The sequence below is a fragment of the Pseudomonas sp. BN415 genome, assembly GCF_029871195.1.
Taxonomy (GTDB): domain Bacteria; phylum Pseudomonadota; class Gammaproteobacteria; order Pseudomonadales; family Pseudomonadaceae; genus Metapseudomonas; species Metapseudomonas resinovorans.
The window spans coordinates 1-22,846 of the sequence record NZ_SSOK01000056.1 but is presented as its reverse complement, the minus strand read 5'-3'; the positions used below and the strand labels follow the sequence as shown (position 1 = coordinate 22,846).

Sequence of the window (22,846 nt, the reverse complement as noted above, 5' to 3'; positions counted from 1 at the left end):
GTTTTTTTCAGCCTTTCAAGGCCGCCAGCTCGGCCTTGAGGCTGGCCAACTCCGCTTCCAGTTCACGCACCCGCTGACGGGCTTCCACCTGTTCGGTGACGTCCTTCTGGATGCCGATGAAGTAGGTGAGTTGGTCGGACTCGTTCAGAACCGGGGTAATCGACAGCTCGTTCCAGAAGGGACTGCCGTCCTTGCGGTAGTTACGCAGGATCTGCCGGCATGGCTGGCCGTTGCGGATCGCCTGGCGGATGGCGGCCAGGCCCAACTGGTTGCGGTCCTGGCCCTGGAGGAAGCGACAGTCCTGGTAGAGGATTTCGTCGCTGGAGTAGCCGGTAAGGCGCTCGAAGGCGGCATTGGCGTAGATCAGGATATTGTCGTCGCCCTCCTGTTCGGCGACCACGATGCCGTCGTTGGAGGCGTCTATTACCAGTTGCAGAAGCTTGGCGTTGATCATTTTCCGGGCTCGCTCGACCTGACCGGAAGCAGTCTAAGGCATCCTTCGGTCCTTGCCAGTTGCGGCATAATGCGCGGCATTTCGCCCCAGACTCGGAGTACCTATGAAAGTCGCCATCCTGTCCGGCTCGGTCTACGGCACCGCCGAAGAAGTCGCCCGTTACGCGGAAAAGCTGCTCAAGGCCGCCGGCCTCGACGCCCACTACCTGCCGCGAGTGAGCCTGGACGACCTGATCGCCTTCGACCCTGAGGCGCTGCTTACCGTGACCGCCACCACGGGCATGGGCGAATTGCCGGACAACCTGCTGCCCCTGTACGCCGAGCTGCGCGACCGCCTGCCCAACTGGCGCGGCCGCGCTGGTGCCATCCTCGCCCTGGGCGATTCCAGCTACGACCTGTTCTGCGGCGGCGGTGAGATGATGCGCGAACTCTATGCCGAACTCGGCCTGCGCGAAGTGGTGGAGATGCAGCGCCTGGACGCCAGCGAAACCGTTACCCCGGAACTGGACGCCGAGCCTTGGCTGAACAGCGTTGCCGTGGCGCTGAAAGCCTGATGCATCCGCGTGCCGAATACCTGATTCGCGAGCTGCAACTGGCGCCGCACCCGGAGGGTGGTTACTACCGCCGGGTGTTCGAGTCGGCCAGCCGCCTGCCGGGCGGTCGTGCAGCTTCGTCGGCAATCTTCTTCCTCTTGCCGCAGGGTGGCGTGAGCCGCTGGCATCGAGTGGATGCCGACGAGATCTGGCACTTCTATGAAGGCGATCCGCTGGAGTTGCTGGTCGCCGAATCGCCCGCTGACGTCCGCCGTGAAATCCTCGGCCCGGTGGCCGACGGCAGCCTGCCCCAGCGCACCGTGCCGGCCCATGCCTGGCAAGCCGCCCGCGCCTTGGGCGCTTACACCCTGGTGGGGTGCAATGTGGCGCCGGGTTTCGAATTCGCCGGCTTTCGTCTGCTGGCCGACGACCCCGAGGCGCAGCGGGAATGGCCGTTGCTGGATCCTGCGTTGCTCTGACCAGGGCCAGCCCCAAGGGTGGACGGCGCATTTCCATCAACCAGCGGTACTATGCCGCGCCTCGAATGGTGGACCCGTGAAGCGTGGTCCACCCTACGGCTGAACCCCGCTCGTGAGCGAATGCATTCGCCCCTACAAAACGTTCAGCGGCGAGTACTCCCGCAGCAATTCGAGCCACGCCTGCGCTGCCCGTGACAGGTAGGCACCCTTGCGCCAGACGAAGGCGATGTCCCAGCGCAGGTCCGGTTCGCGCAGGGGCACCAAGCGCAAGCCCGGGCGCTGCAGGGGGCGGGCGACGATGCGTGGCAGTAGCACCACGCCCTGGCCGGCCGCCACCAGGGCGGCGAGGAAATCGGCCTGACCACTGCGGCCCACTTCGCGCGGGGTGAAGCCGGCCTGGCGGCAGGCCAGCAGCAGGCGGTCGTTGAGGGTGAAGCTCTGCTGGTAGAGCAGGAAGGGCGAGTCGGCCAGTTGCGCTAGCGCGAGGCTGCCCTCTTCGGCCAGCGGGTGCCCCTCCGGCACGAGGACATCCAGCGGTTCATTGCAGAAGGGCTGGTAGTCCAGCGCCGGGTCGTTGGGCGTCAGGCTACCGCCCAGTTCCAGTTCGCCCTGCAGCAGTGCCTCTTCCATCAGCTTGCTGCCGCCTTCGAACAAGCGCACCACGATGTTCGGGTAGCGCCGCCGGTACTGCGCGAACAGCTCGGCGAAAAGCACCTCGCCGCCCAGCAGCGGCAATCCCAGGCGCAGCTCGCCACGGCGCAAGTGGCTGAGGTCGTCCAGTTCGCTGTGCAGGTCCTGGCGTTGGCGCAGCATGTCTTCTGCGTGGCGCAGTACCACGGTGCCGGCGTCGGTCAGGCGCAGGTGCGGACCGCTGCGCTCCAGCAGTTGCACGCCGAGCCGCTGTTCAAGCTGCGCCACCTGCTTGCTGATGGTGGATTGGGTGGCATGCAGGGTCTTCCCGGCCTGGGTGAAGCCACCCTGGCGGACCACCTCGACGAAGCTGCGTAACTGGCGGAATTCCATGGCTATTCCAATCTCGAATGGTTGTAAGTCGAACAATTCGCTTTAGGGATGATAGGTGCGGACCTAAGCTGGCCACCAGTACCGAGGGTCACCGCCATGAACCGTTCCCGCCTGCTCCGTTTCTGCCGCCTTGCCGCCGAACTCGTCGTTCTCCTGGGCCTTTATGTCCTGGGTTGCCAGGTCGCGTTGCTGCTGGGCTGGCCGATTCCCGGCGGCGTGATCGGCCTGGGGCTGTTGCTGGTGGCCTTCGCCAGTGGCTGGGCGAAGCCGGCGGCGCTGCAATTGGGGGCGGGTTTGCTGATGGCCGAGATGCTGCTGTTCTTCATTCCGGCGCTGATGAGCCTGCTGGACTATGGCGTACTGCTGCGCCATGACGGCTGGCGCATCCTGCTGGTGATCGGCGCCAGTACCCTGCTGGTCATGCTGGCCACGGCGCTGACCGTGGAAGCCGTGTGCCGCTGGAGGATGCGCCATGAACATTGATCCCATGTCCTGGTTCTGGCTGGCCCTGACCCTGGGGGGCTATCTGGCGAGCCGCTGGATGTACCGACGCACCGGCCGCTACCTGCTGTCGCCGCTGATCTTCGTTCCGGCGTTGTTGCTCGTCGTGGCCGTGCCGCTGCACACCGGCTACGCCGAGTACGCTGGCGCCACGCATTGGCTGATGCTGTTACTGGGCCCGGCCACCGTGGCCTTCGCCGTGCCCATCTGGCAGCAGCGCGCCTTGCTCGCGCGCCACTGGCCGGCGCTACTGCTGGGCATGCTGGCGGGCAGTTCGGTGGCCATCGCCAGTTCCTGGGGCCTGGCCAACGCGCTGGCGCTGGAGTCCCGGGTGAGCCTGTCGTTGGTTCCGCGCTCCATCACCACACCCTTTGCGATGCCCCTGGCGCAGGACCTGGGTGGCGTGCCCGAACTGACTGCCATCTTCGTCATGCTCACCGGGGTGTTCGGCGCCCTGGCCGGTGGCCTGCTGATCCGCTGGCTGCCGCTGAAGAGCGCCCTGGCCCGTGGCGCGCTGTTCGGCGTCGGCGCCCATGGTGCGGGCGTCAGCCGGGCCCAGGAGGTGGGGCGCGAAGAAGGCACCGTGGCCGGTCTGGTGATGGTCCTGATGGGCCTGCTCAACCTCTTTGCCGCGCCGCTGGTGGCTGCCCTGATCTGACCCGCAAGGCCATTAAGCTGGCTGCCAAGGCGACTATCGCCGCGGCAGCCCATGGCTAGACTCCTCGCACAGATAACAACAACGAGGTTTCGCCATGACCGCCGCTCACGTCCTCCCGTCGCTCAACCTCAAAGACAAGGTGTCCGCCGCCGAATGGCAGACCCGTGTCGACCTGGCCGCCTGCTACCGCCTGATCGCCCTGTACGGCTGGGACGACCTGATTTTCACCCACATCTCTGCCAAGGTCCCCGGCACCGAGGACTTCCTGATCAACCCCTATGGGCTGATGTTCCACGAGATCACCGCCTCCAGCCTGGTGAAGATCGACCTGGCCGGCAACAAGCTGATGGATACCCCCTACGACATCAACCCGGCCGGCTACACCATTCACAGCGCCGTGCATGAAGTGCGCGCGGACGTGGGCTGCGTGCTGCATATCCACACCCCCGCCGGCATTGCTGTGTCGGCTCAGAAACAGGGCTTGCTGCCGCTGTCCCAGCAGTCGCTGTTCGTGCTTTCCAGCCTGGCCTACCACGGCTACGAGGGCGTCGCGCTGAACCATGACGAGAAAGCCCGCCTGCAGGCCGACCTCGGTCAGGCCAACTTCATGATCCTGCCCAACCACGGCCTGCTCACCGCCTTTGGCAGCATCGCCGATGCTTTCCTCGGCATGTTCACGATGCAACGCGCCTGTGAGATCCAGGTAATGGCCCAGTCCGGTGGCGGCGAACTTATCCACATCCCGCAGCAGATTCTCGACGGCGCCAAGGCGATGCTCGCTGGCGTGATGAAAAGCTCCACGGGCATGGGGGGCGCGCTGCCCTGGCCGGCGCTGTTGCGCAAACTCGACCAACAGTTCCCCGGTTACGCGCAGTGACCGGCCTGACCGGCATCCCCCTGGGCGACTGGCGCGCCCTGGCACAGGATATGGATTTTCGTGGCCAGCGCATCCGCTACTGGACGGCGGGGGAAGGCGAACCGCTGCTGTTGATCCATGGCTTCCCCACTGCGTCCTGGGACTGGCACTACCTCTGGGAACCACTGGCGCGGCGCTTCCGCGTCATCGCTTGCGACCTGCTGGGTTTCGGCTACTCCGCCAAGCCGCGTGGTCATGACTACCGGCTGCTGGAGCAGGCCGACCTGAAGCAGGCGCTGCTGGCGCACTTGGGGGTGGATGGCCCGGTGCATGTGCTGGCCCACGACTATGGCGACAGCGTCGCCCAGGAGCTTCTGGCGCGGCACCACGAAGGGCGTTTCAACCTGGCCAGTTGCGTATTCCTCAATGGCGGCCTTTTTCCGGAAACCCACCGGCCGGTGCTGGTGCAGAAACTGCTGCTCAGTCCCGTCGGTTGCCTGGTCGGGCGGTTGTTCTCGCGGCGCAAGCTGGCCGCCAGCTTCGCCCAGGTATTCGGCCCGGACACCCAGCCCGGCGACCTGGAGCTGGATGACTTCTGGCGCTTGATCGCCGAAAACGATGGGCCGTCCGTGATGCACCGCCTGATCCACTACATCCCCGAACGTCGCCAGCAGCGCGACCGTTGGGTGGCAGCGATGCAGAAGGGTGGGGTGCCGTTGCGGGTGATCGACGGCGCGGTGGACCCGATTTCCGGGGCGCACATGGTGGCGCGCTACCGCGAGTTGATCCCGAATGCCGACACCGTGCTGCTTGAAGGCATCGGCCACTACCCGCAGACCGAGGCGCCGGATCAGGTGCTGGAGCACTACCTGGCCTTTCATGATCGAGGTAGATAGCGGCATTTCCCACAACTTATTAGGACGTGTCCGCCTCCAGTCGCTGGAAGCGTGGCACTAGCATCTCCGGCCTCACCCATTGGCCGGGCAGGTTTTGCCCGGCACCCTCGAGGCCTGACCATGCTGTTCCGCTTTCTGGTGTTCCTCTATCCGATCATTCGTACCCTGGGGCCGGCCACCGCGGCCCTGCTGTTCATCGCCGGTCTCAGCCTGATCGGCTATGCCGTGCTGCGCGAGCCCGGCTTGTGGAGCTGGCTGGCTTCGATCGGTTGCCTGATGGCCGCTGCATTGCTCGCATTGCTCTGTCACAGCTACCACTGGTGGCTGTTCAAGCTCCGCCCGCGCGGCAGCCTGTTCCTTCCCATCAAGTAACGCCGCCCTTATCGAGCACCATTCATGGCGGTTCCGATTCTTGTGGGGCCGGGGCGGCTGCCGGAGACTCGGCGGATACCCAGGCCAGCCAAGGAGCCCACCCCATGAGCGATGCAATCCGCTTCGAAGACAAAGTCGTAATCGTCACCGGTGCCGGCGGTGGCATTGGCCGCGCCCACGCACTGCAATTCGCCCGTCATGGCGCCAGGGTGGTGGTCAACGACCTGGGTGGCAGCACCCACGGCGAAGGTGCCAACGCCTCGGCGGCCGACCGCGTGGTGGCGGAAATCCGCGAAGCCGGCGGTACTGCTGTTGCCAGCCATGATTCGGTGACCGACGGCGACAAGATCGTGCAGACCGCTCTCGACCACTTCGGCCGTATCGACGTGGTGGTGAACAATGCCGGCATACTGCGTGACAAGACCTTCCACAAGATGGACGACGCCGACTGGGACCTGGTCTACAAGGTCCACGTCGAAGGCGCCTACAAGGTCACCCGCGCCGCCTGGCCGCACATGCGCGAGCAGAACTACGGCCGCGTCATCTTCACCTCGTCCACCTCGGGCATCTACGGCAACTTCGGCCAGTCCAACTACGGCATGGCCAAGCTTGGCCTTTACGGCCTGACCCGTAACCTGGCCATCGAAGGCCGCAAGAACAACATCCTGGTCAACGCCATCGCCCCCACCGGCGGTACCCGCATGACCGAAGGCCTGATCCCGCCGCAGGTGTTCGAGCAGCTCAAGCCCGAGCTGGTCAGCCCGCTGGTGGTGTTTCTTGGCAGCGAACAGTGCCAGGACACTTCCGGCCTGTTCGAAGTGGGTGGCGGCTGGATCGGTAAGGTGCGCTGGGAGCGTAGCCTGGGCTTCGGCTTCGACCCCAAGGCGGGCTTCGATGCCGAAGACGTTGCGGCCAACTGGCAGCGCATCTGCGACTTCACCGATGCCGCCCATCCGGCGGACAACGTTGAAGCGCTGCGCGAGATGATGGCCAACCTGCAGAAGTACGCCCTCTGATCGCGCCGTTCACCGGGGCAGTTCCGCCAGTGGGCTGATCATCTGTCTCGGAAAGCACTATGTTGAGGGCCGGCACTGTTGCCGGCCTTTTTCATTGGTCATGCAACGTGACGGGAGCAAAATCTCGTCGGGGAGAATGCGTTCACCCCTACGGGAAAAGCAGTTCTTCATTTCCACCCCCAGGAGCCCCCATGAACGTAAGAGTCGAGAAGAACGGTCCGGTCACCACGTTGATCATCGACCGGCCCGACGTGCGTAACGCCGTCGACCGGCCCACGGCTGACGCACTGGCAGCGGCGCTGCGGGCGTTCGAGGTGGATGAGGAGGCGCGTGTCGCTGTGCTCACCGGGTCTGGCGGCACCTTCTGTGCCGGTGCCGACCTGGGGGCGGTGGCCGAGGACGGTGCGCGGCGCAATCGACTCGATCCCGAGGGAGATGGGCCCATGGGGCCGAGCCGGATGCAACTACAGAAACCGCTGATCGCCGCCGTCGAAGGTCATGCCGTGGCCGGTGGGCTGGAGCTGGCGCTGTTGGCGGATATGCGGGTGATGGCCGAGGACGCGGTATTCGGCGTGTTCTGCCGCCGCTTTGGTGTGCCGCTGATCGACGGCGGTACTGTGCGTTTGCCGCGCGTCATCGGTCAGGGGCGGGCGCTGGACCTGATTCTCACCGGGCGTCCGGTGAAGGCCCAGGAGGCTTTGGCCATGGGGCTGGCCAACCGGGTGGTGCCGAAGGGTGAAGCCCGTGCGACGGCCGAGGAACTGGCCCATGCCATTGCTGCATTTCCGCTGCGGTGCATGCTCGCTGATCGTGCCAGCGCCTATGCCCAGTGGGACTTGCCGTTCGAGGAAGCCCTTGCTAATGAATTCGCGGGTGGGATGAAGGTTATCCACAGCGGCGAGACGCTGGCCGGAGCACGATCCTTCAAAGCGGGGCAAGGGCGGCACGGGCGTTTCGACGATTGATTCAGCACATGCGACGGGTGGCGTTTCGCAAGAGCGAAGCGAAACCCCTTCGGCAGAACTTCGTTCTGCTTGGCGAATGAATTCGCCCCTTCTACAGCGCATGAAGGGGCGGAAGTTCGTCAGCGCGAAATGATCACGTACGTCTTGCGCAGCGTCTCCTTCACATCCCAGATGCCCAGGCTGTTGGCCGGCAGCAGCAGCGCGTCGCCGGCCTTGATTTCGATGGGCTCGCCGCCATCGGGGGTGAAGGTGCAGCGGCCATGGGTGAAGTGGCAGAACTCCTGCTCGACGATCTGTCGGCGGAAGCGGCCGGGGCTGCATTCCCAGACACCGGTTTCCACGCCGTCGGTGCGCTCCACCGAGTGCACACGGGTATGCGGCACCGGCTCGCCGACGGGTACGGCTACCGGGCTTGGTTCGGACAGGGGCAGGTCGTGGGTGTTCTTCAGCAAAGTGGCTTTCATGTTGTTGGCTCCGCAAATGCCTGGGTGTAGGAGCGAGCTCTGCTCGCGAATGGGTGCAATTGGATTCCGTGCGGCTCAGCGCATCAGGCCTTCCATCAGGTTGGCCAGCTTCTGCGCCATGGCACGGCGCCAGGGCGCACTGTGGGGATTGGCCAGTACCCGGTCTTCGTGGACGAAGCTGCGGATGATCGCGTTGTAGCCGAGCCAGCGGCAGGGCTCGGGCTCCCAGGTGCTCAAGCGGTCCAGCGGACCATCGCCCAGCACCCAGGGCTGGCGGGTGAGCAGGGTCTCCTTGCCGAGGATCAGGTCGGCCAGGGTGCGCCCGCCGAGGTTGCTGGCGCCAACACCTTCGCCGCCGTAACCGCCGGAGAGGGCGATGCCGTTGTTGCGGTCCACCAGCATGTGCGGATGGAAGCGCCGCGCCATGCCCAGGTTGCCGCCCCAACTGTGGGTGATGCGTACGTTGCGCAGCTGCGGGAAGAGCTCGCCGAGCAGGTAGCGGCGCAGGTCGACCTCGTCAACGCTGAGCTGGAAGTCCTCCCGTAGCCGACCGCCGAAGCGGTAGCCGCCGCGCGCGCCAAAGGCCAGGCGGTTGTCGGCGGTGCGTTGTGCATACGTAACCTGGCGGCTGCTCTCGCTGAACGCCTGGCCATGCTCCAGGCCGATTTCCGCCCATTGCGCGTCGCTCAGCGGCTCGGTGGCGATCAACAGGCTCTGCACCGGTAACTGGTACTTGCCAAGCGGCGGCAGGCTGGCGGCATAGCCTTCGATGGCGGGCACCACCCAATGGGCCTTGATCTCGCCCTGGGGGGTGCGTACCAGACCCGGCTGCCAATGGATGGCGGGGCTCTGCTCGAACAGCTGCACAGCCATGCGTTCCACCGCTTCTGCCAGACCGCGCACCAGGCGTGCCGGCTGGATGGTGGCGCAGTGCGGGGTATGGATGCCGCCGTAAGGATTGGCCACACGCAACTGGCCGTTCAGTTCCTCGGGGCTCAGCCAGCGGTAGTCGGCTTCGCTCAGGCCCTCGGCATGCAAGTCCGCCAACTGCTCGCGCAGGCGTTTTTCCTGCTCCGGGTAGCGGGCAGCGCAGTAGAGGATGCCGGCTTTGCGGTAGTGGCAGTCGATACCTTCACGTTCGAGCACTTCGGCCACTTCATCGGGAATGCCATGGAGCAGGTCGAAGGAGGCCTTGCGCACCTCGGCGGGCAGCGATGCCAGGGCGCGGTCCTCGCCCAGCAGGTTGCCCATCAGCCAGCCACCGTTGCGGCCACTGGCACCGAAGCCGGCGAACTGCGCCTCGACGATGGCGATCCTCAGTTCGGGGGCCTGGCGCTTCAGGTAGTAGGCCGTCCACAGCCCGGTGTAGCCGGCGCCGATGATCGCCACATCCACCTCCAGCGAGCCGGACAGCGACGGTCGTGGCTTGAGGTCTTCATCGAGCGTGTCCATCCACAGGCTGATTTGGCGCCAGTTCTGCATAGGCAGGTCCCCGGTCAAAGGTTGTCATGACGGGCAAGGCTAGAGGGTGGCGGTGCGCTTGTCGTGTGCGCGGGCACGCTGGGAATGAGAGGGCGCGGTGGTCTGGATGACGGTTGTAACGGGGAATTGATTGGGTCTGTCTGCGTTAGCTGTTGCGAGAGATTGACCAGCGGGCCAAGAGCCTTGTAGGAGCTGCCCCATCGCTTCGGTAGGGGCAGGCTTTCGGCCTGCTGGGCGAATGAATCCGCCCCTACACTAGCTGCTTGAGGTACGCCTTGGGCGACAGGCCGGTGTGCTGGCGGAAGCAGCGGTAGAAGGCCGAGAGGGAGTTGAAGCCAGCACTGAAGGCGAGTTCGTCGATGCGCACGGGCGGCATGGCGGTTTCCAGTAGCTTGAGCAGGTGCTCCAGTCGCGCCTGGTTGACGTATTGGTAGAAGCTCTGCCCGAGCATCTGGTTCAGCAGGTAGGAAATCTGGTTGCGGGTGTAGCCGGTGGCGCCGGCGACCTGGTGCAGGTCCAGCGCGGGATCGAGGTAGGGCTTGGAGCGCTGGAAGTATTCCTCGATATCCCGCGCCAGCATGCCCAGCTGCCGCGCCGAAAGACCCAGACGGCTGGCCGCTGGTCGCTGCGACGGGTGCTTGTTGGTCTGCGAGGCGGGCTGTACCAGCAGGGCGTACTCGTTGATCCGCCAGATCAAGCTGTCGCGCACGGTGATGGCTTCGCTTGCGCGGAAGGTGCCGCCGCCAGCGACGCTGATGGCGTACTGGATGAAGGCGGTGTCGCCGTCGATGCGGATGCGGTCGTTGTGTTCGAGGAAGTCGTCCGGGCCAGTGGGCATGGTGGCCTGGAGGTAATCCCGCAGGTCGTCGCGGCGCATGCAGCGGTTCTGGAAGAAGTCGTTGTACTCCACTTCGGGGTGGTAGAGCGCCAATACGGCCTCGATGTCACGGGCTTTCCAGCTCAGGTGGTAACGCGTCACCACATCACGGGTGGCGGCGGTCTGCGGGTCGACGACTTGGGGGATAGAACTCATGGGGCGATCACTGCATCAAGAAGGCCAAAGCATGCCCGAGGCCCAGGGGCGCTTCAATGCAGCGGCTGGACATGCCCCAGCCGGCGCAGGCGCTGAGCCAGTTGCAGGTGCTGGGCAGGGTTGTCGCAGAGCAGCAGGGCGCGCTCCAGGTCATAGCGTTCCGCCTGGGGACAATCCAGGCGCTGGTAGATGTCGGCACGCGCCAGGTGGTCGTGCATGTTTGGCGGGCCGAGCAACAGCACGCGCTCAGCGTCCTTCAACGCGGCCAGGGACTCGCCCGCCTCCAGGTGCAGCATGCGCAGGTTGCGCGACAGGCGCTGGATCATTTCCCTTGCGCTGGCGGTTTGCAGGTGCGCGGCCTGGAGTTCAGCCTGGGGACCCTGCACCCGCACCAGCAGGTCGCGGCAATCGCGGGTGTAGAGGCGGCGGCCACTGCACGGGTCGAGCAGGTGGTCGGCACCCGGCACGCGCAGCAGGAAGTGGCCGGGGAAACTGACGCCGGACAGCGGAATGCCCAACCGGGCGGCCAGCTCCAGGGCGATCAGCGCCAGGGACAACGGTTGTCCGCGTCGCCGTGCCAGCACTTGGGGCAGCAGCGCAGCGTGCGGGCGCAGGGGCGTGTCGTCGTCCTCATGGAAGTCCAGCTCATTCAGGCGCCGCAGCAGGGGCTGGGCCAGCTCCGCTGGCGCCAGGTTCGGCAGGCCGGCGGCCACCAGCTGGAGCAGGCCGCCGAAATCCCGCAGCACCCTCTCCGGGTCGAGGCGAGGATCATGCTCGGCGGCAATCCACAGGGCCGACTCCAGCATCGCTGGAGGGTCGCGTTCGAGGCAGGCTAGACAGCGTTGGCGCGGATCCATGGACATCTCCGAAGGGTTGATTCCTTGTAGCCAACTGGTTGATTTTCGTCCAGTAGTGGCACCCGCCGCGGTTATCTCGGCACCTCGGCTTATGCCCGGATACGAGAGGGCGGACGGCGAAGCTCGGCCTATACTGGCCCTAACGTCAGGAAGGGAGCCCGCCATGTTCGCCATGATGGAAAACGCCCGGCTGGAGGCGCTGCACCTCGCCAACGATCCTGTCACCGGACTCAAGGCCATCATCGCCATCCACAACACTCGCCTCGGTCCGGCCCTCGGCGGTTGCCGATACCTCGCCTATCCCGATGATGAAAGCGCCATCCGCGATGCTATCCGTCTCGCCCAGGGCATGAGCTACAAGGCCGCTCTGGCCGGTCTCGACCAGGGGGGTGGCAAGGCGGTGATCATCCGGTCGGCCCACGTGAATGACCGGGCTGCGCTGTTCGAAGCCTTCGGGCGCATGATCGAGTCCCTGGGCGGCCGTTACATCACCGCCGTGGACAGCGGCACGTCCAGTGCCGACATGGACTGCATCGCCCAGCAGACCGCCCATGTCACCAGCACCACCGCCGCTGGCGACCCCTCGCCGCACACCGCGATCGGGGTCTTCGCCGGTATCCGCGCCACCGCCCATGCGCGCCTCGGCAGCGATGACCTGGAGGGCCTGCGCATTGCCGTGCAGGGCCTCGGCCATGTGGGCTATGCCCTGGCTGAACAGCTCCATGCAGTGGGCGCCGAACTGCTGGTCAGCGACCTCGACACCGGCCGCGTGCAATTGGCGATAGAACAACTGGGCGCTCAACCGGTCGCGGCCGACGCCTTCCTCACCACTCCGTGCGACATCCTCGCGCCGTGCGGCCTCGGCGGCATTCTCAATGCCCAGACCGTGGGCCAGTTGCGTTGCGCGGCAGTCGCCGGAGCGGCCAACAACCAGCTCGCCAGTTCCGAGATCGCCGACGAGATGGAAGCGCGCGGCATCCTTTATGCGCCGGACTACGTGATCAACTCCGGCGGGCTCATCTACGTCGCCCTCAAGCACAAGGGCGCCGGTTTGCCGGCGATCACCGCGCACCTGTCGCGGATCAGCCAGCGCCTCACCGAGATCTACGCGCACGCCCAGGCCGACAAGCGATCCCCCGCACGGGTCGCCGACGCCCTGGCCGAGCGCCTGCTGTTCGGCTGAACGGCCGCCAACCAGCGGCCCGGCCCGTTAGCTCCCGGAGCCACAAGCCCCGGGCCCTGCGCAGGCACCCAAAAGGTGTAAGGAGAACTGCCATGTCCAACCGGATCGAACTGCCCTACACGCGCGTCCTCGACCCCGAGGGGCGGCTGGTCGGCGAACTGCCGGCCTGGGCCGACGACTTCAACCTGCTCACCGACCTCTACCGCCGCATGGTGCTGACCCGCCTTTTCGACCAGAAGGCGGTGGCCCTGCAACGTACCGGCCGCATCGGCACCTACGCGCCGACCCTGGGCCAGGAAGCCATCGGCGTTGCCATCGGCAGCCTGATGCGCGGCGAAGACGTGCTGGTGCCTTACTACCGCGATACCGCCGTGCAACTGATGCGCGGCGTGCGCATGGAGGAAATCCTTCTCTACTGGGGCGGCGACGAACGCGGCAGCGACTTCCAGGACGCGCGCTCGAAAGAGGACTTCCCCATCTGCGTGCCCATCGCCACCCAGGCCTTGCATGCCTGCGGCGTAGCCACCGCGATCAAGATCCGCGGCCAGCACCGCGCGGTGGTGACCACTTGCGGGGATGGCGCCACCAGCAAGGGCGACTTCCTCGAAGCCCTCAACGTGGCCGGTGCCTGGCAACTGCCGGTGCTTTTCGTGGTGAACAATAACCAGTGGGCCATCTCGGTGCCCCGGCGTATCCAGAGCGGCGCACCGACCCTGGCGCAGAAGGCCATCGGCGCCGGTTTCCATGGCGAACAGGTGGACGGCAACGACGTGCTGGCTGTCTACGACCGCGTGCAATGGGCGCTCGACCGTGCTCGCCACGGCAAGGGGCCGGTCCTGCTGGAGTGCATCAGCTATCGCCTGGGGGATCACACCACCGCCGACGATGCCACCCGCTACCGCAGCGCCGAAGAGGTCAAGGCCGCCTGGCAGGAAGAGCCGATCAAGCGCCTGCAGGCCTTCCTGGCCGGCCACCGGGTCTGGGACGAAGGCCGCGAGCAGGCCCTGATCGCCGACTGCCAGCGCCAGGTGCAGTCGGCTGTGGATAACTTTGAGACGATTGGCACCCAGCCGGTGGGCTCGGTGCTCGACCACGTCTACGCCCGCTGGCCGGCTGCACTGGGCGATCAGCGGGAAATGCTGTTGGAGCGGGTCGCCCGTCGCGAAGAAGGAGGTCGCCATGAGTAACCTCAACGCCACCACGGAAAAACGTGCCCTGCTGGAAGCCGTGAACATGGCCCTGCACCGCGCCATGCAGGAAGACGAGAACGTCGTCATCCTCGGCGAGGATGTGGGCATCAACGGCGGCGTGTTCCGCGCCACCCTCGGCCTGCGCGACCGCTTTGGCTTCAAGCGGGTGATCGACACCCCGCTGGCGGAAACCATGATCGCTGGCCTGGCTGTTGGTATGGCCGCCCAGGGCCTGAAACCGGTGATGGAAATCCAGTTCCTCGGCTTCATCTACGCCGCCATGGAACACCTGGTGTCCCACGCCAGCCGCATCCGTTGCCGCACCCGTGGCCGGCTGACCTGCCCGATGGTGCTGCGCAGCCCTATGGGCGCCGGCATCCGCGCGCCGGAGCACCACAGCGAAAGCACCGAAGCCCTGTTCGCCCACATCCCCGGCCTGCGTGTGGTGATCCCGTCCTCGCCGGCGCGGGCCTATGGCCTGCTGCTGGCGGCCATCGATGACCCGGACCCGGTGATCTTCCTCGAACCTACCCGGCTCTACCGGATGAACCCGCAACCGATCATCGACGATGGCAAGCGACTGCCCCTGGACAGCTGCTTCACCCTGCGCGAGGGCTCGGACATCACTCTGATCAGTTGGGGCGCCAGCATTCATGAAACCCTGCAGGCCGCCGCACGTCTGGAAGAACAGGGCGTCTCGGCCGAGGTGATAGACGTCGCCTGCATCAAGCCGCTGGACCTCGACACCCTGGAAGCCTCGGTGCGCAAGACCGGCCGCTGCGTGATCGTCCACGAGGCGCCGCGCAGCTGCGGGGTGGGCGCGGAGATCGCCGCCAGTCTCTACGAGCGCGCGCTGCTCGACCTGCAGGCGCCGATCCAGCGGGTTACCGCGCCGGACATTCCGCCGCCCCTGTATCGCCTGGAACAGCTCTATTTTCCCAGCCCCGAGGACATTCTCGCGGCCTGCGACCTGGTGCTGAACTACGCCTGAGACGAGGAGCACACGATGAAATACTTCAAACTGCCCGACCTGGGCGAAGGCCTGCAGGAAGCGGAAATCGTCCAGTGGCACGTGAAGGTGGGGGACAGCGTCAAGGCCGACCAACTGCTTGTCTCGGTGGAAACCGCCAAAGCCCTGGTGGACATTCCGGCGCCCCACGATGGCGTAGTGGCGAAGACCTTCGGCAAGGAGGGCGACATCCTCCACGTCGGCGAACCGCTGCTCGGCTATGAAGGCGAGGATGCTGACGCCGGCACCGTAGTGGGTCGCCTGGAAGGCGGCGGCAATGCCCAGGCCGACCGCTTCTTCGTCGGCGCCGCGCCCTCCACCCGCGAACACCTGGCGCCGCGCGCCACACCGGCGGTACGCCAGCTGGCCCGGCAGGTGGGGGTGGAGCTTGCCGCCCTGGCCGGCTCAGGCCCTGATGGCCTGGTCACCCGCGCCGATGTGGAGCAGGCTGCGCAACTGGCCCGTGACAGCTTCGGTGGGGAACGGTTGCGCGGCGTGCGTCGCAGCATGGCGATCAACATGGCGCGTTCCCACGCTGAAGTGGTGCCGGTGACCATCTTCGGCGATGCCGACCTGCACCGTTGGCCGGAAGCCCGCGATCCGCTGACCCGCCTGGGCAAGGCCATCGCCGCGGCCTGCGAGGTAGAGCCCATCCTCAACAGCTGGTTCGACGGCCGCGCGCTGTCCATCCGCCAGCACGACAAGCTCGACCTCGGTATCGCCGTCGACACGCCGGATGGCCTCTTCGTGCCGGTGCTGCGCAATGTCGGTGGGCGCAGTGTGGAAGACCTGAAGGAGGGCATGGCGCGGCTGCGGGCAGATGTGAAGGCACGCTCCATCCCGCCCCAGGAAATGATGGGCGCCACCATTACGCTGTCCAACTTCGGCACCTTGTTCGGCCGCTACGCCAACCCGGTGGTGGTGCCGCCCCAGGTGGCGATCATCGGCGCCGGCGGCATTCGCGACGAGGTGGTGGCCTGGCAGGGCAAGGTGGAGATTCACCCGGTGCTGCCGCTCTCGCTGACCTTCGATCACCGGGCGGTAACCGGCGGCGAGGCGGCGCGGTTTCTCAAAGCGTTGGTGCAGGCATTGGAGCTGCCGTAGGGCAAGAGGCGGGCAGGCCTGTGGCCTGTTTGGCGAATGAACTCGCTCTGTCTGCGTTACGTGTTGCCAGAGCGTCCTGAGCCAGGCTGCGCGCCGAGTTCTGCGGATGTTTCTGGTTTCGCCTTCCCAGGCGCCTTCCTTTTCCAGTCGTTGAAAAGGAAGAAAAAACTTGCCCCTGCATCCGGAACGCGGCGTCCCCGCGCGACTTTCGCGGCATCCTGAAGGGGCGCAGCGGCTGTCCCACCTCGTCTGCCCGGTTTCAGGCCCGCGTGGGCGTCAGGATGGTTCGTGCCACTTCGGTGCGAGTCACCCCTCGCCCTCTGGGGTGAAGGGTACGCTTTCGGAAGCATTGCTTCCGGTACCGATGAACGCATGAGCGCGAAGCGATCAGGGCCAAGGGGTGAGCTGGGCCTGCTTGCCGTGGGGCCTCCATTGGCGCTATTGATGCTCGCCTCGATCCTGGCTCGGAGCCGGTACCGTGACTGAATCGCCCTGGCAGGGAGCCCTCTGGCTGGCCCGTGATTACTGTTTGATCGCAGGCGCCAGCGGAGCCACTCGCCCCCATGCTCACTACGCCCATCAGGCGCTTCTGGCGCTGGAGGAGCCCGTGCGCCTGACGGTGGACGGGCAACCGGTGAGCGGACAGGTGGTGCTGCTGGAGTCGATGCAGGTACATGCACTGGAGAATGCCCGCCAGCCCTTGGTGACGGTCTACGCCGAACCGCTGGCGTTCAGCTTCGAGAGTCTCCGTTCTGCGCTGGATGGCGCCGAGCCCGGTTTGCAGGCATTGGCCGATCGGTTGCGCGCTGCGCCCAGGCGCGTCGTGGACCCGCGGATCGCCCGGGCGCTGGAGGCGGTCGATCAGTTGCTGACCGAGAAAGTCAGCGCCGTGGTCGTGGCGCGACAGGCCTGCCTTTCTCTCAGCCAGCTCGAACGGCTGTTCGGCGAGCAGGTCGGGCTTTCGGTCCGGCGTCTGGTGCTCTGGCGTCGCTTGCGCCTTGCACTGGCATTGGCCATGGCCGGAGAGCCGTTGACGCACGCGGCGCATGCGGCGGGGTTTGCGGACGCCGCGCACTTTTCTCGGACGGTACGCAGCACCTTCGGTGTGCGTGCCGACCGAACCTTGCGCAATCTGCAGTTAAGGCTGTTGGAGTAGGGCGTCCGGCGTGGTCGGGCATGCCTCCTCCGGGCCTTGCGGCAGGAAGGGGGTGGCCAACTGGGCCAGGTAGGTATCCGGGTAGTCGGGCCGCCCGCCGATGCCCAGATCGTTGCTGCTCATGCGGTAGTGCGGATGGTAGAAGGCGGTCCCGAGCAGCTTGTCCCAGAAACTGAAGAACAGGGCGAAGTTCACGTCCCCGGACTTGCCGTACTTCATGTGGTGGAAGCGGTGCACGGGAGCCCAGGCGAAGAGATGGCGCAATGCGCCAAGGCGCATGTCGACGTTACCGTGCTGGAGCAGCAACTGGATGGCGATGGCGAAGGCCAGCAGCGCGGCAACCTGTTCCGGCATGCCGAGCATCAGCAGCGGGGCGGTGCCCGCCAGGGCTTCCAGCGTCTGATGGAGCGGATGCTTCATCAGGCCGTTGAATCCGTACATCCGGCGCACGCTGTGATGCACCGCATGCAAGCGCCAGAGCAGTGGCAGGCGGTGGCTGAGCAGGTGCATGAGCGTCATCCCAAGGTCCGCCACCGACACAGCGATCAGCAGCTGCAGCCAGAGGGGCCAGGCATCGGGCCACAGGCCAGCGGTTGGAGTAAGGGCCGCGGTGAACGGAATGGCCAGCAGCCCAAGGCAGGCCAACCCTTCATTGACGCTTGCGTGCAGGACATCCCGCCAGCGATCGCGATGGTCCTGGTTCCATTCCCGCCGGTAGGGCAACCAGGCTTCGGCCGCGAAGGAGAGGGCGATCGCACTTGCGAGCAACACCAGCAGCCACGCTGGCTGCCCCGGATGCCAACTGCTCAGCCAGAGTGAGAGCGCGATAAAGCCGAAGAAAAAAAACGGGGCATAGAGCCGGGCAACGAGAATACGCATGGGGCACTCCTGGTAGGGGGTGTCCCAGCATCGGTTCGACGCAAGATGTGGGCTTGAAAAAACGGCGCAAAGTCGGTCCGCGTCGCGGATGGTTGCGAGTGGAGCCCTGAGCCGCATGGGGGCAGTCGGGGCTCCCCATGCAGCGTTACTCGGCGTTGCCGGCCAGCTCCAGCTCAGCCAGTGCATCCGGCTGATTCTTGAAGGCGCGGGCGAAGGTATCGCGGTGCTTGGCCATGAATATGCCGATGTCTTCCACCTGCTGTTCGCTCAGCGAGGGCACCGCCTTTTGCAGGACTTCAGCCAGGGACTCGGCCAGCTCGAGCATCTTGTCGTATCGATCGGCTTCGGCCTTATCCATGAACAGGCGCTCCGGATCGCGGCTGCTGCGGTACACCACTTCGACGGCCATTCATCACCCCTCACCTTTGATAATTGGGTTAAAGATACTGGATGCGCATACAGTATTCGGAATGATGGCAAATGGAAATAGTCCGTAGGAAATTTCCACGTGCCCACCGATGCCAGTCCGCGCTGCGGATCAGCCTGGATACCGCTGGAGCCCAAGCATAGCCGTTGCCCGGGCCACGCAAGGGCTGCGACAACCTGCCTCGTGGCGCAAGGCCCGTTGCGGCCCTCATCCTGCATAACTTCCCTGTCACTTTCGCCCGGCACCATCGGGCCCGTCGTACCAAGGAGCTGTATCGTGAAGATCAACTGGGCTGAAGCGTTGCGCGAAAACGTGCATGGCCTGGCCGAATCGCTGGGCAATCTCCTCGTGGAGAGCTTCCACTACCTGGCGCTGTTCGCCATCGGCGGGATCACTGCCTGGGCCGCGGTTGTCGCGTTTCTGGGGATGGTGGAGAAGGGGCACATCACGGTCGATGACATCCTGCTGCTGTTCATCTACCTCGAACTGGGCGCCATGGTCGGCATCTACTTCAAGACCAACCACATGCCGGTGCGCTTCCTGATCTATGTGGCGATCACCGCGCTGACCCGCCTGCTGATTTCCGATGTCTCGCATCACCACCGGCCGGATCTGGGTGTGGTGTATGTCTCTGGAGCCATTCTGCTGCTGGCCCTGGCGATCCTTGTGGTGCGGTTCGCGTCTTCGCGCTTCCCTTCGGTGCAGATCGATGCCCCGCCGCGTCGGCAGCGCCTGCGTCGTCAGGTCGAGGCCGAAGGCGAGGCCTGACCCCATGCACGGATAGCGTGCATCAGATGCGCGCTATCTGTGCGGCGTTGACCCGCCCCTTGCGTACCGGCGCCACATGGCCGCCGGTCATGCTGGTGAGCAATTCCCCCACCTTGTGACCATTCTCGATGGCGATGCCCAAGCGGATGCTTTCGATTACCCGCTGCAGGCGTACCGGGTCATTGCGTTGAGCCGCGCTGATCATGCGCCGCGCCACCACGCCGCGTTCGTTGGTCAGGGTCAGCATGATGCTGCCGTCCGGGCTTACGAGGCTGAGGTTGACCCGGTACTCGGCCTGGAAAGCGTCGGTGAGGATCTGGAATGGGTTGTACATGGCCTGTCACCTGGTTGGTCGAGCGATGAGTCGATGGACGCCAGGAGATGTGCAAAGTTCGAACCGCAATGACCGGTGGGCCGACCAGCTGTCGCGTATAGCCTGATCCGGGTCGTTCCGTGTGGACCGATAGAATTTCTCTGTTGCAATTCGTGCGCGCATGTAAATAATTCTCACTTTATTTCTGAGAATTCCTCTTGCGCTGTCGGAACGCTTCCGCCGGGAACGTCCTTGACCAAGGAACTAACGTGAGCAAAGCCAAGACTTCCACGCGCTGGGACGTGACCGCGCGGGTGCTGGCGGCAATCCTCGGCGGTTATGCCGCGGCCTATGCCGCCACGGCGTTCCTGTCCGTCTATCTGCCGCTGGTGCGCAGTGACCGGGTGGTGTTCGCCAGCCTGTCCTGTTTTGCCGTCTACACCCTCGCCATCATCTATGCCTTCGCGGCGCGTTCGGCCGTGCGCGCCTGGCTGGTGCTGGCCGGGCTGACGGCACTGATGGCCCTGGCGGCCTACCTGCCCAGCGATTTCGGAGTACGACCATGAGCCTGCGCCAATCCATGGCGGGACTGCACACCTGGGGCGGACTGCTGCCGTCCTGGCTGCTCTTCGTGATCTTCTTCGCCGGCAGCATCGCTTGCTTCGACAAGGAGCTGGAGCGCTGGATGCGCCCGGCACTGCACGAACCGTCCAGCCACAGCATGACCGTCGACCAGGTGCGCGAGGCCATGCTGGCCAAGGCACCGGACGCCCATGCCATCTGGATCCGCCCGCCGAGCGAGCGCGAACCCTTCTATTGGGCCGGTTACGAGCCGGCCGACGAAAGCGAGTTCGTGCGCTTTGCCCTCGACCCGGCGACCGGCGAAGCAATGCCAGAAACCGTGGGTGGGCTGTTCTTCTTCACCCTGCACTACGACCTCAACGCCGGCATGATCGGCATGTACATCGTGGCCATCGCGGCGATGTTCATGCTGGTGGCGCTGATCAGCGGCATCATCATCCACCGCCGCATCTTCAAGGACTTCTTCACCCTGCGCCCGGACGCCAACGGCCAGCGCGCCTGGCTGGACGCCCACAATCTGTTCGGCGTGGTGGGGCTGCCGTTCCACCTGCTCATCGCCTACACGGGCCTGGCGATCTTCGTCGTGTTCTACATGCCCGCCGGCATCCAGCTGGCCTACAAGGGCAACGTGGAAGCGTTCTTCAACGACACCATGGGCGCGTACCACCGCGAGGAGGTGAAGCGCCCCGCACCGTCGGCGACCTCGCTGGATGGCCTGGTGGCCGATGCCCATCGACGCTGGGGCGGTAACGAGACCGGCTGGATCAGCGTGCACCATCCGGGTGACGCTGCGGCGGTGGTGGACATCCGCCGCTACGACCGTTCCGGCATCGTCGACTTCCAGTGGACCCTATCCTACGACGCCGCCAGCGGTGAGCTGCTCCACGAACAGAAGCCCTATAGCCCGGGCTACCAGAGCTACGCCTGGCTGACCAACCTGCACATGGCGCAGTTCGGCGGGCAGATCGTCCGTGCTCTCTACCTGCTGCTCGGCCTGATGGGCTGCGTCATGCTGGTGGCCGGCCTGCAGGTCTGGCTGCGCAAGCGCGAAGCGCGCGGTGGCTACGGCATCGGCCTGGTGCGTGCCTTGAACGGCGCGGTGGTTGGCGGTCTGCCGGTCGCCAGCCTGGGCCTGCTCTACGGCAATCGCCTGCTCCCGGCCGGCATGGCCGAGCGCGCCAGCGCGGAAACCTCGGTTTTCGTGGTCGTCTGGCTGCTGGTGGCAGTCTGGGCGGTGCTGCGCCGCAACAGTGGCAGGGTCGCCCGCGACGTGCTCGCCGTCGTGACTGTCCTGGCCCTTGGCCTGCCGCTGCTCAATGCTCTGGTCACGCCCGAAGGCAGCCTGCTGGCCACCCTGGTTCGCGGCGATTGGGATATGGCCGGTATCGACCTGGTACTGCTGGCATCTGGCGCACTCTGCGGCTTGCTGGCCTGGCGACGCTCGCAGCCGCAGGTGGCGAAGGCGCCCCGCGTGCGCCGTCGCCTGGTGGAGGAGAGCGCTTGATGCTGGTCCTGAGTTTTGCCTTCTGCTACCTGGCCATGACCGGCCTGGCGCTGGCCATGTCGCGCCAGTACAAGCTGTTTTTCAGCGCTGCCCCGAGTGAATCGCGCATCCGTTTGCTGCGGGTGGGTGCGGTGTTCGCCATGCTGCTTGCCCTGGCCCTGAGCATCGCCCAATTGGGCGGCGAGATCGGCAGTGTGATCTGGCTCTGCCAGTTGATGCTGGCCGGCCTGCTGCTGGTGGCGCTGCTGGCCTGGCAGACCCGCTGGGTGCTGCCGCTGCTTGGTCTGTTGCCGCTGGGGGGCGGTGTGCTGGCGCTGCTCTGAACCGTCCGACTGGAGCCGCTTCGCGTTCGCATTGACGGGCGTACACTGAACCTGGCGGTGCCCCGCATCACCGTCAGGAGGTGTTCCATGCGACCCACGTTGCCCCTCATCGTGCTGGCCCTGTTGATCCTGTCCCCGAGTGCGCTGGCATCCACCACCGAGGTCAGCTTCACCCACCCGGAGAAGTACAGCGACGCCCGTCTGTACCGCGATTACGGCCGGGGCGCGGATGACGTCGTGCTGAAGGACCTCAAGGCGCATATCGAGAAGCTCGGCAAGCGCTACCTGCAGCCCGGACAGACCCTCAAGGTCGATATCCTCGACATCGACCTGGCCGGCCAGTACGAACCCTGGCGGGTGAACTTCCAGGATGTGCGCTTCATGCGTGAAGTGACCTGGCCCAGGATCAAGCTGCACTACAGCCTGGAGCAGGACGGCAAGCCCCTGGTCAGCCGCGATGCCACGCTGATCGACCAGTCCTACCTGCAACACGGCAACTACTACTTCAGCAACGACCGCCTGCGTTACGAGAAAACCATGCTGGACGACTGGTTCCGCTGGAACATCGCACCGAAGGACAAGGTGGTGTCGTACTGAGGGGCGGACCTGCGGCCCGCTTGGCGAATGAATTGGCTATGCCTGCGTTAGTTGTTGCAACGATGAAGGAAGTGCTCTAGTGCAGACCTTCGAGGCTTCCGCGCCAGCCGGACATAACCCTCACCCGAACGCGGCCCGCCCCAGCCCCTCTCCCAAAGGTAGAGGGGTGACTCGCGCTGGCGAGGCACGAACCATCCTGAAGCCCACACGGGCCTGATACCAG

The 22,846-nt window shown here is 65.5% G+C and carries 28 protein-coding genes; 19 read left to right on the top strand and 9 right to left on the bottom strand.

The features are described 5' to 3' along the window. Nucleotides 1-7: 7 nt before the first annotated feature. Nucleotides 8-454, bottom strand: coding sequence for a PAS domain-containing protein (locus tag E8F20_RS15450; protein WP_137821749.1), 447 nt, complete (start codon nt 452-454; stop codon nt 8-10). 103 nt (nt 455-557) lie between these two features. On the opposite strand from E8F20_RS15450, the gene E8F20_RS15445 reads away from it, so the two are divergent. Both E8F20_RS15445 and E8F20_RS15440 read left to right on the top strand, forming a co-directional pair. Next, nucleotides 558-1,007 (top strand): flavodoxin, encoded by a 450-nt coding sequence (locus tag E8F20_RS15445; protein WP_280284492.1) that lies wholly within the window; start codon nt 558-560, stop codon nt 1,005-1,007. After that, nucleotides 971-1,465 (top strand): cupin domain-containing protein, encoded by a 495-nt coding sequence (locus E8F20_RS15440; RefSeq protein ID WP_280284491.1) that lies wholly within the window; start codon nt 971-973, stop codon nt 1,463-1,465. Before E8F20_RS15445 ends, E8F20_RS15440 begins: the two co-directional genes overlap by 37 nt. A 132-nt stretch (nt 1,466-1,597) precedes the next feature. On the opposite strand, the gene E8F20_RS15435 is transcribed toward E8F20_RS15440, so the two are convergent. Then, the gene (locus tag E8F20_RS15435; protein WP_280284490.1) at nt 1,598-2,488 is read right to left on the bottom strand and encodes a LysR family transcriptional regulator; all 891 of its coding nucleotides are present in this window, start codon (nt 2,486-2,488) and stop codon (nt 1,598-1,600) included. Nucleotides 2,489-2,584: 96 nt separating this feature from the next. Between E8F20_RS15435 and E8F20_RS15430 the strand changes: the two genes are divergently transcribed. The 7 genes from E8F20_RS15430 to E8F20_RS15400 all read left to right on the top strand — a co-directional run bounded on the left by E8F20_RS15430 (nt 2,585) and on the right by E8F20_RS15400 (nt 7,752). Next, nucleotides 2,585-2,971 (top strand): CidA/LrgA family protein, encoded by a 387-nt coding sequence (locus E8F20_RS15430; RefSeq protein ID WP_280284489.1) that lies wholly within the window; start codon nt 2,585-2,587, stop codon nt 2,969-2,971. Further along, nucleotides 2,961-3,647, top strand: a complete 687-nt coding sequence (locus tag E8F20_RS15425) for an LrgB family protein (RefSeq protein ID WP_280284488.1) — start codon at nt 2,961-2,963, stop codon at nt 3,645-3,647. The genes E8F20_RS15430 and E8F20_RS15425 overlap by 11 nt, the downstream gene beginning before the upstream one ends. Nucleotides 3,648-3,741: 94 nt before the next feature. After that, nucleotides 3,742-4,524 (top strand): class II aldolase/adducin family protein, encoded by a 783-nt coding sequence (locus tag E8F20_RS15420; RefSeq protein ID WP_280284487.1) that lies wholly within the window; start codon nt 3,742-3,744, stop codon nt 4,522-4,524. 50 nt (nt 4,525-4,574) lie between these two features. After that, nucleotides 4,575-5,399, top strand: a complete 825-nt coding sequence (locus E8F20_RS15415) for an alpha/beta hydrolase (protein WP_280284570.1) — start codon at nt 4,575-4,577, stop codon at nt 5,397-5,399. A gap of 120 nt (nt 5,400-5,519) precedes the next feature. After that, complete coding sequence (locus E8F20_RS15410) at nt 5,520-5,771, top strand: hypothetical protein (protein ID WP_028630453.1); 252 nt, start codon at nt 5,520-5,522, stop codon at nt 5,769-5,771. 104 nt (nt 5,772-5,875) lie between these two features. Then, the gene (locus E8F20_RS15405; RefSeq protein ID WP_028630454.1) at nt 5,876-6,787 is read left to right on the top strand and encodes an SDR family oxidoreductase; all 912 of its coding nucleotides are present in this window, start codon (nt 5,876-5,878) and stop codon (nt 6,785-6,787) included. A 191-nt stretch (nt 6,788-6,978) separates the two neighbouring features. Next, nucleotides 6,979-7,752: a crotonase/enoyl-CoA hydratase family protein gene (locus tag E8F20_RS15400; protein ID WP_280284486.1), complete on the top strand. Its 774-nt coding sequence runs from the start codon at nt 6,979-6,981 to the stop codon at nt 7,750-7,752. Nucleotides 7,753-7,871: 119 nt separating this feature from the next. Here E8F20_RS15400 and E8F20_RS15395 read toward each other — a convergent pair whose 3' ends face one another. The 4 genes from E8F20_RS15395 to E8F20_RS15380 all read right to left on the bottom strand — a co-directional run bounded on the left by E8F20_RS15395 (nt 7,872) and on the right by E8F20_RS15380 (nt 11,588). Continuing rightward, the gene (locus E8F20_RS15395) at nt 7,872-8,216 is read right to left on the bottom strand and encodes a cupin domain-containing protein (RefSeq protein WP_280284485.1); all 345 of its coding nucleotides are present in this window, start codon (nt 8,214-8,216) and stop codon (nt 7,872-7,874) included. 75 nt (nt 8,217-8,291) lie between these two features. Then, nucleotides 8,292-9,698, bottom strand: a complete 1,407-nt coding sequence (locus E8F20_RS15390) for an FAD-binding oxidoreductase (protein WP_280284484.1) — start codon at nt 9,696-9,698, stop codon at nt 8,292-8,294. A gap of 250 nt (nt 9,699-9,948) precedes the next feature. Next, nucleotides 9,949-10,731 carry a nuclear transport factor 2 family protein gene (locus tag E8F20_RS15385; RefSeq protein ID WP_280284483.1) on the bottom strand — a complete coding sequence of 261 codons (783 nt, stop codon included), beginning with the start codon at nt 10,729-10,731 and terminating at the stop codon, nt 9,949-9,951. A gap of 53 nt (nt 10,732-10,784) precedes the next feature. Then, nucleotides 10,785-11,588, bottom strand: coding sequence for a transglutaminase family protein (locus E8F20_RS15380; RefSeq protein ID WP_280284482.1), 804 nt, complete (start codon nt 11,586-11,588; stop codon nt 10,785-10,787). A 163-nt stretch (nt 11,589-11,751) separates the two neighbouring features. On the opposite strand from E8F20_RS15380, the gene E8F20_RS15375 reads away from it, so the two are divergent. The 5 genes from E8F20_RS15375 to E8F20_RS15355 all read left to right on the top strand — a co-directional run bounded on the left by E8F20_RS15375 (nt 11,752) and on the right by E8F20_RS15355 (nt 17,230). Further along, the gene (locus E8F20_RS15375; protein WP_280284481.1) at nt 11,752-12,771 is read left to right on the top strand and encodes a Glu/Leu/Phe/Val dehydrogenase dimerization domain-containing protein; all 1,020 of its coding nucleotides are present in this window, start codon (nt 11,752-11,754) and stop codon (nt 12,769-12,771) included. A 92-nt stretch (nt 12,772-12,863) separates the two neighbouring features. Next, nucleotides 12,864-13,958, top strand: a complete 1,095-nt coding sequence (pdhA, locus tag E8F20_RS15370) for a pyruvate dehydrogenase (acetyl-transferring) E1 component subunit alpha (RefSeq protein WP_280284480.1) — start codon at nt 12,864-12,866, stop codon at nt 13,956-13,958. Then, on the top strand, nt 13,951-14,952 hold the full coding sequence (locus E8F20_RS15365) for an alpha-ketoacid dehydrogenase subunit beta (protein WP_280284479.1): 1,002 nt from the start codon (nt 13,951-13,953) through the stop codon (nt 14,950-14,952). The genes pdhA and E8F20_RS15365 overlap by 8 nt, the downstream gene beginning before the upstream one ends. A 15-nt stretch (nt 14,953-14,967) precedes the next feature. Next, nucleotides 14,968-16,074 carry a dihydrolipoamide acetyltransferase family protein gene (locus tag E8F20_RS15360; RefSeq protein ID WP_280284478.1) on the top strand — a complete coding sequence of 369 codons (1,107 nt, stop codon included), beginning with the start codon at nt 14,968-14,970 and terminating at the stop codon, nt 16,072-16,074. Nucleotides 16,075-16,552: 478 nt separating this feature from the next. Then, nucleotides 16,553-17,230 (top strand): helix-turn-helix domain-containing protein, encoded by a 678-nt coding sequence (locus E8F20_RS15355; RefSeq protein WP_280284477.1) that lies wholly within the window; start codon nt 16,553-16,555, stop codon nt 17,228-17,230. Here the strand turns inward: E8F20_RS15355 and E8F20_RS15350 are convergent. Next, the gene (locus E8F20_RS15350) at nt 17,213-18,109 is read right to left on the bottom strand and encodes a sterol desaturase family protein (RefSeq protein WP_280284476.1); all 897 of its coding nucleotides are present in this window, start codon (nt 18,107-18,109) and stop codon (nt 17,213-17,215) included. The genes E8F20_RS15355 and E8F20_RS15350 overlap by 18 nt on opposite strands. A 145-nt stretch (nt 18,110-18,254) precedes the next feature. Continuing rightward, nucleotides 18,255-18,518, bottom strand: coding sequence for a YebG family protein (locus E8F20_RS15345; RefSeq protein WP_028630275.1), 264 nt, complete (start codon nt 18,516-18,518; stop codon nt 18,255-18,257). Between the two features lie 294 nt (nt 18,519-18,812). Between E8F20_RS15345 and E8F20_RS15340 the strand changes: the two genes are divergently transcribed. Further along, on the top strand, nt 18,813-19,304 hold the full coding sequence (locus E8F20_RS15340) for a phosphate-starvation-inducible PsiE family protein (protein WP_280284475.1): 492 nt from the start codon (nt 18,813-18,815) through the stop codon (nt 19,302-19,304). Between the two features lie 22 nt (nt 19,305-19,326). On the opposite strand, the gene E8F20_RS15335 is transcribed toward E8F20_RS15340, so the two are convergent. Next, nucleotides 19,327-19,638 (bottom strand): DUF3509 domain-containing protein, encoded by a 312-nt coding sequence (locus tag E8F20_RS15335; protein WP_280284474.1) that lies wholly within the window; start codon nt 19,636-19,638, stop codon nt 19,327-19,329. A 248-nt stretch (nt 19,639-19,886) separates the two neighbouring features. Here E8F20_RS15335 and E8F20_RS15330 point away from each other — a divergent pair, with 248 nt between their 5' ends. From E8F20_RS15330 to E8F20_RS15315, 4 genes are all read left to right on the top strand, one after another. Continuing rightward, on the top strand, nt 19,887-20,183 hold the full coding sequence (locus tag E8F20_RS15330) for a DUF3649 domain-containing protein (protein WP_280284473.1): 297 nt from the start codon (nt 19,887-19,889) through the stop codon (nt 20,181-20,183). Further along, nucleotides 20,180-21,703, top strand: coding sequence for a PepSY-associated TM helix domain-containing protein (locus tag E8F20_RS15325; RefSeq protein ID WP_280284472.1), 1,524 nt, complete (start codon nt 20,180-20,182; stop codon nt 21,701-21,703). The genes E8F20_RS15330 and E8F20_RS15325 overlap by 4 nt, the downstream gene beginning before the upstream one ends. Beyond that, entirely contained in the window at nt 21,703-22,026 is a 324-nt protein-coding gene (locus tag E8F20_RS15320; RefSeq protein ID WP_280284471.1) for a DUF3325 domain-containing protein, read from the top strand. Before E8F20_RS15325 ends, E8F20_RS15320 begins: the two co-directional genes overlap by 1 nt. A gap of 87 nt (nt 22,027-22,113) precedes the next feature. Then, on the top strand, nt 22,114-22,623 hold the full coding sequence (locus tag E8F20_RS15315) for a DUF3016 domain-containing protein (protein ID WP_280284470.1): 510 nt from the start codon (nt 22,114-22,116) through the stop codon (nt 22,621-22,623). Nucleotides 22,624-22,846: the final 223 nt, after the last annotated feature.

Excerpts from the sequence above, each read along its gene's own strand:
- E8F20_RS15325 (WP_280284472.1), top strand. The coding sequence starts at position 20,180 with ATGAGCCTGCGCCAATCCATGGCGGGACTGCACACCTGGGGCGGACTG.
- E8F20_RS15400 (WP_280284486.1), top strand. The coding sequence starts at position 6,979 with ATGAACGTAAGAGTCGAGAAGAACGGTCCGGTCACCACGTTGATCATC.
- E8F20_RS15360 (WP_280284478.1), top strand. The coding sequence starts at position 14,968 with ATGAAATACTTCAAACTGCCCGACCTGGGCGAAGGCCTGCAGGAAGCG.
- E8F20_RS15395 (WP_280284485.1), bottom strand. The coding sequence starts at position 8,216 with ATGAAAGCCACTTTGCTGAAGAACACCCACGACCTGCCCCTGTCCGAA.
- E8F20_RS15345 (WP_028630275.1), bottom strand. The coding sequence starts at position 18,518 with ATGGCCGTCGAAGTGGTGTACCGCAGCAGCCGCGATCCGGAGCGCCTG.
- E8F20_RS15365 (WP_280284479.1), top strand. The coding sequence starts at position 13,951 with ATGAGTAACCTCAACGCCACCACGGAAAAACGTGCCCTGCTGGAAGCC.
- E8F20_RS15430 (WP_280284489.1), top strand. The coding sequence starts at position 2,585 with ATGAACCGTTCCCGCCTGCTCCGTTTCTGCCGCCTTGCCGCCGAACTC.
- E8F20_RS15335 (WP_280284474.1), bottom strand. The coding sequence starts at position 19,638 with ATGTACAACCCATTCCAGATCCTCACCGACGCTTTCCAGGCCGAGTAC.
- E8F20_RS15420 (WP_280284487.1), top strand. The coding sequence starts at position 3,742 with ATGACCGCCGCTCACGTCCTCCCGTCGCTCAACCTCAAAGACAAGGTG.
- E8F20_RS15350 (WP_280284476.1), bottom strand. The coding sequence starts at position 18,109 with ATGCGTATTCTCGTTGCCCGGCTCTATGCCCCGTTTTTTTTCTTCGGC.
- E8F20_RS15425 (WP_280284488.1), top strand. The coding sequence starts at position 2,961 with ATGAACATTGATCCCATGTCCTGGTTCTGGCTGGCCCTGACCCTGGGG.
- E8F20_RS15410 (WP_028630453.1), top strand. The coding sequence starts at position 5,520 with ATGCTGTTCCGCTTTCTGGTGTTCCTCTATCCGATCATTCGTACCCTG.
- E8F20_RS15415 (WP_280284570.1), top strand. The coding sequence starts at position 4,575 with ATGGATTTTCGTGGCCAGCGCATCCGCTACTGGACGGCGGGGGAAGGC.
- E8F20_RS15390 (WP_280284484.1), bottom strand. The coding sequence starts at position 9,698 with ATGCAGAACTGGCGCCAAATCAGCCTGTGGATGGACACGCTCGATGAA.
- E8F20_RS15315 (WP_280284470.1), top strand. The coding sequence starts at position 22,114 with ATGCGACCCACGTTGCCCCTCATCGTGCTGGCCCTGTTGATCCTGTCC.
- E8F20_RS15405 (WP_028630454.1), top strand. The coding sequence starts at position 5,876 with ATGAGCGATGCAATCCGCTTCGAAGACAAAGTCGTAATCGTCACCGGT.
- E8F20_RS15380 (WP_280284482.1), bottom strand. The coding sequence starts at position 11,588 with ATGGATCCGCGCCAACGCTGTCTAGCCTGCCTCGAACGCGACCCTCCA.
- E8F20_RS15450 (WP_137821749.1), bottom strand. The coding sequence starts at position 454 with ATGATCAACGCCAAGCTTCTGCAACTGGTAATAGACGCCTCCAACGAC.
- E8F20_RS15435 (WP_280284490.1), bottom strand. The coding sequence starts at position 2,488 with ATGGAATTCCGCCAGTTACGCAGCTTCGTCGAGGTGGTCCGCCAGGGT.
- E8F20_RS15445 (WP_280284492.1), top strand. The coding sequence starts at position 558 with ATGAAAGTCGCCATCCTGTCCGGCTCGGTCTACGGCACCGCCGAAGAA.
- pdhA (WP_280284480.1), top strand. The coding sequence starts at position 12,864 with ATGTCCAACCGGATCGAACTGCCCTACACGCGCGTCCTCGACCCCGAG.
- E8F20_RS15385 (WP_280284483.1), bottom strand. The coding sequence starts at position 10,731 with ATGAGTTCTATCCCCCAAGTCGTCGACCCGCAGACCGCCGCCACCCGT.
- E8F20_RS15375 (WP_280284481.1), top strand. The coding sequence starts at position 11,752 with ATGTTCGCCATGATGGAAAACGCCCGGCTGGAGGCGCTGCACCTCGCC.
- E8F20_RS15320 (WP_280284471.1), top strand. The coding sequence starts at position 21,703 with ATGCTGGTCCTGAGTTTTGCCTTCTGCTACCTGGCCATGACCGGCCTG.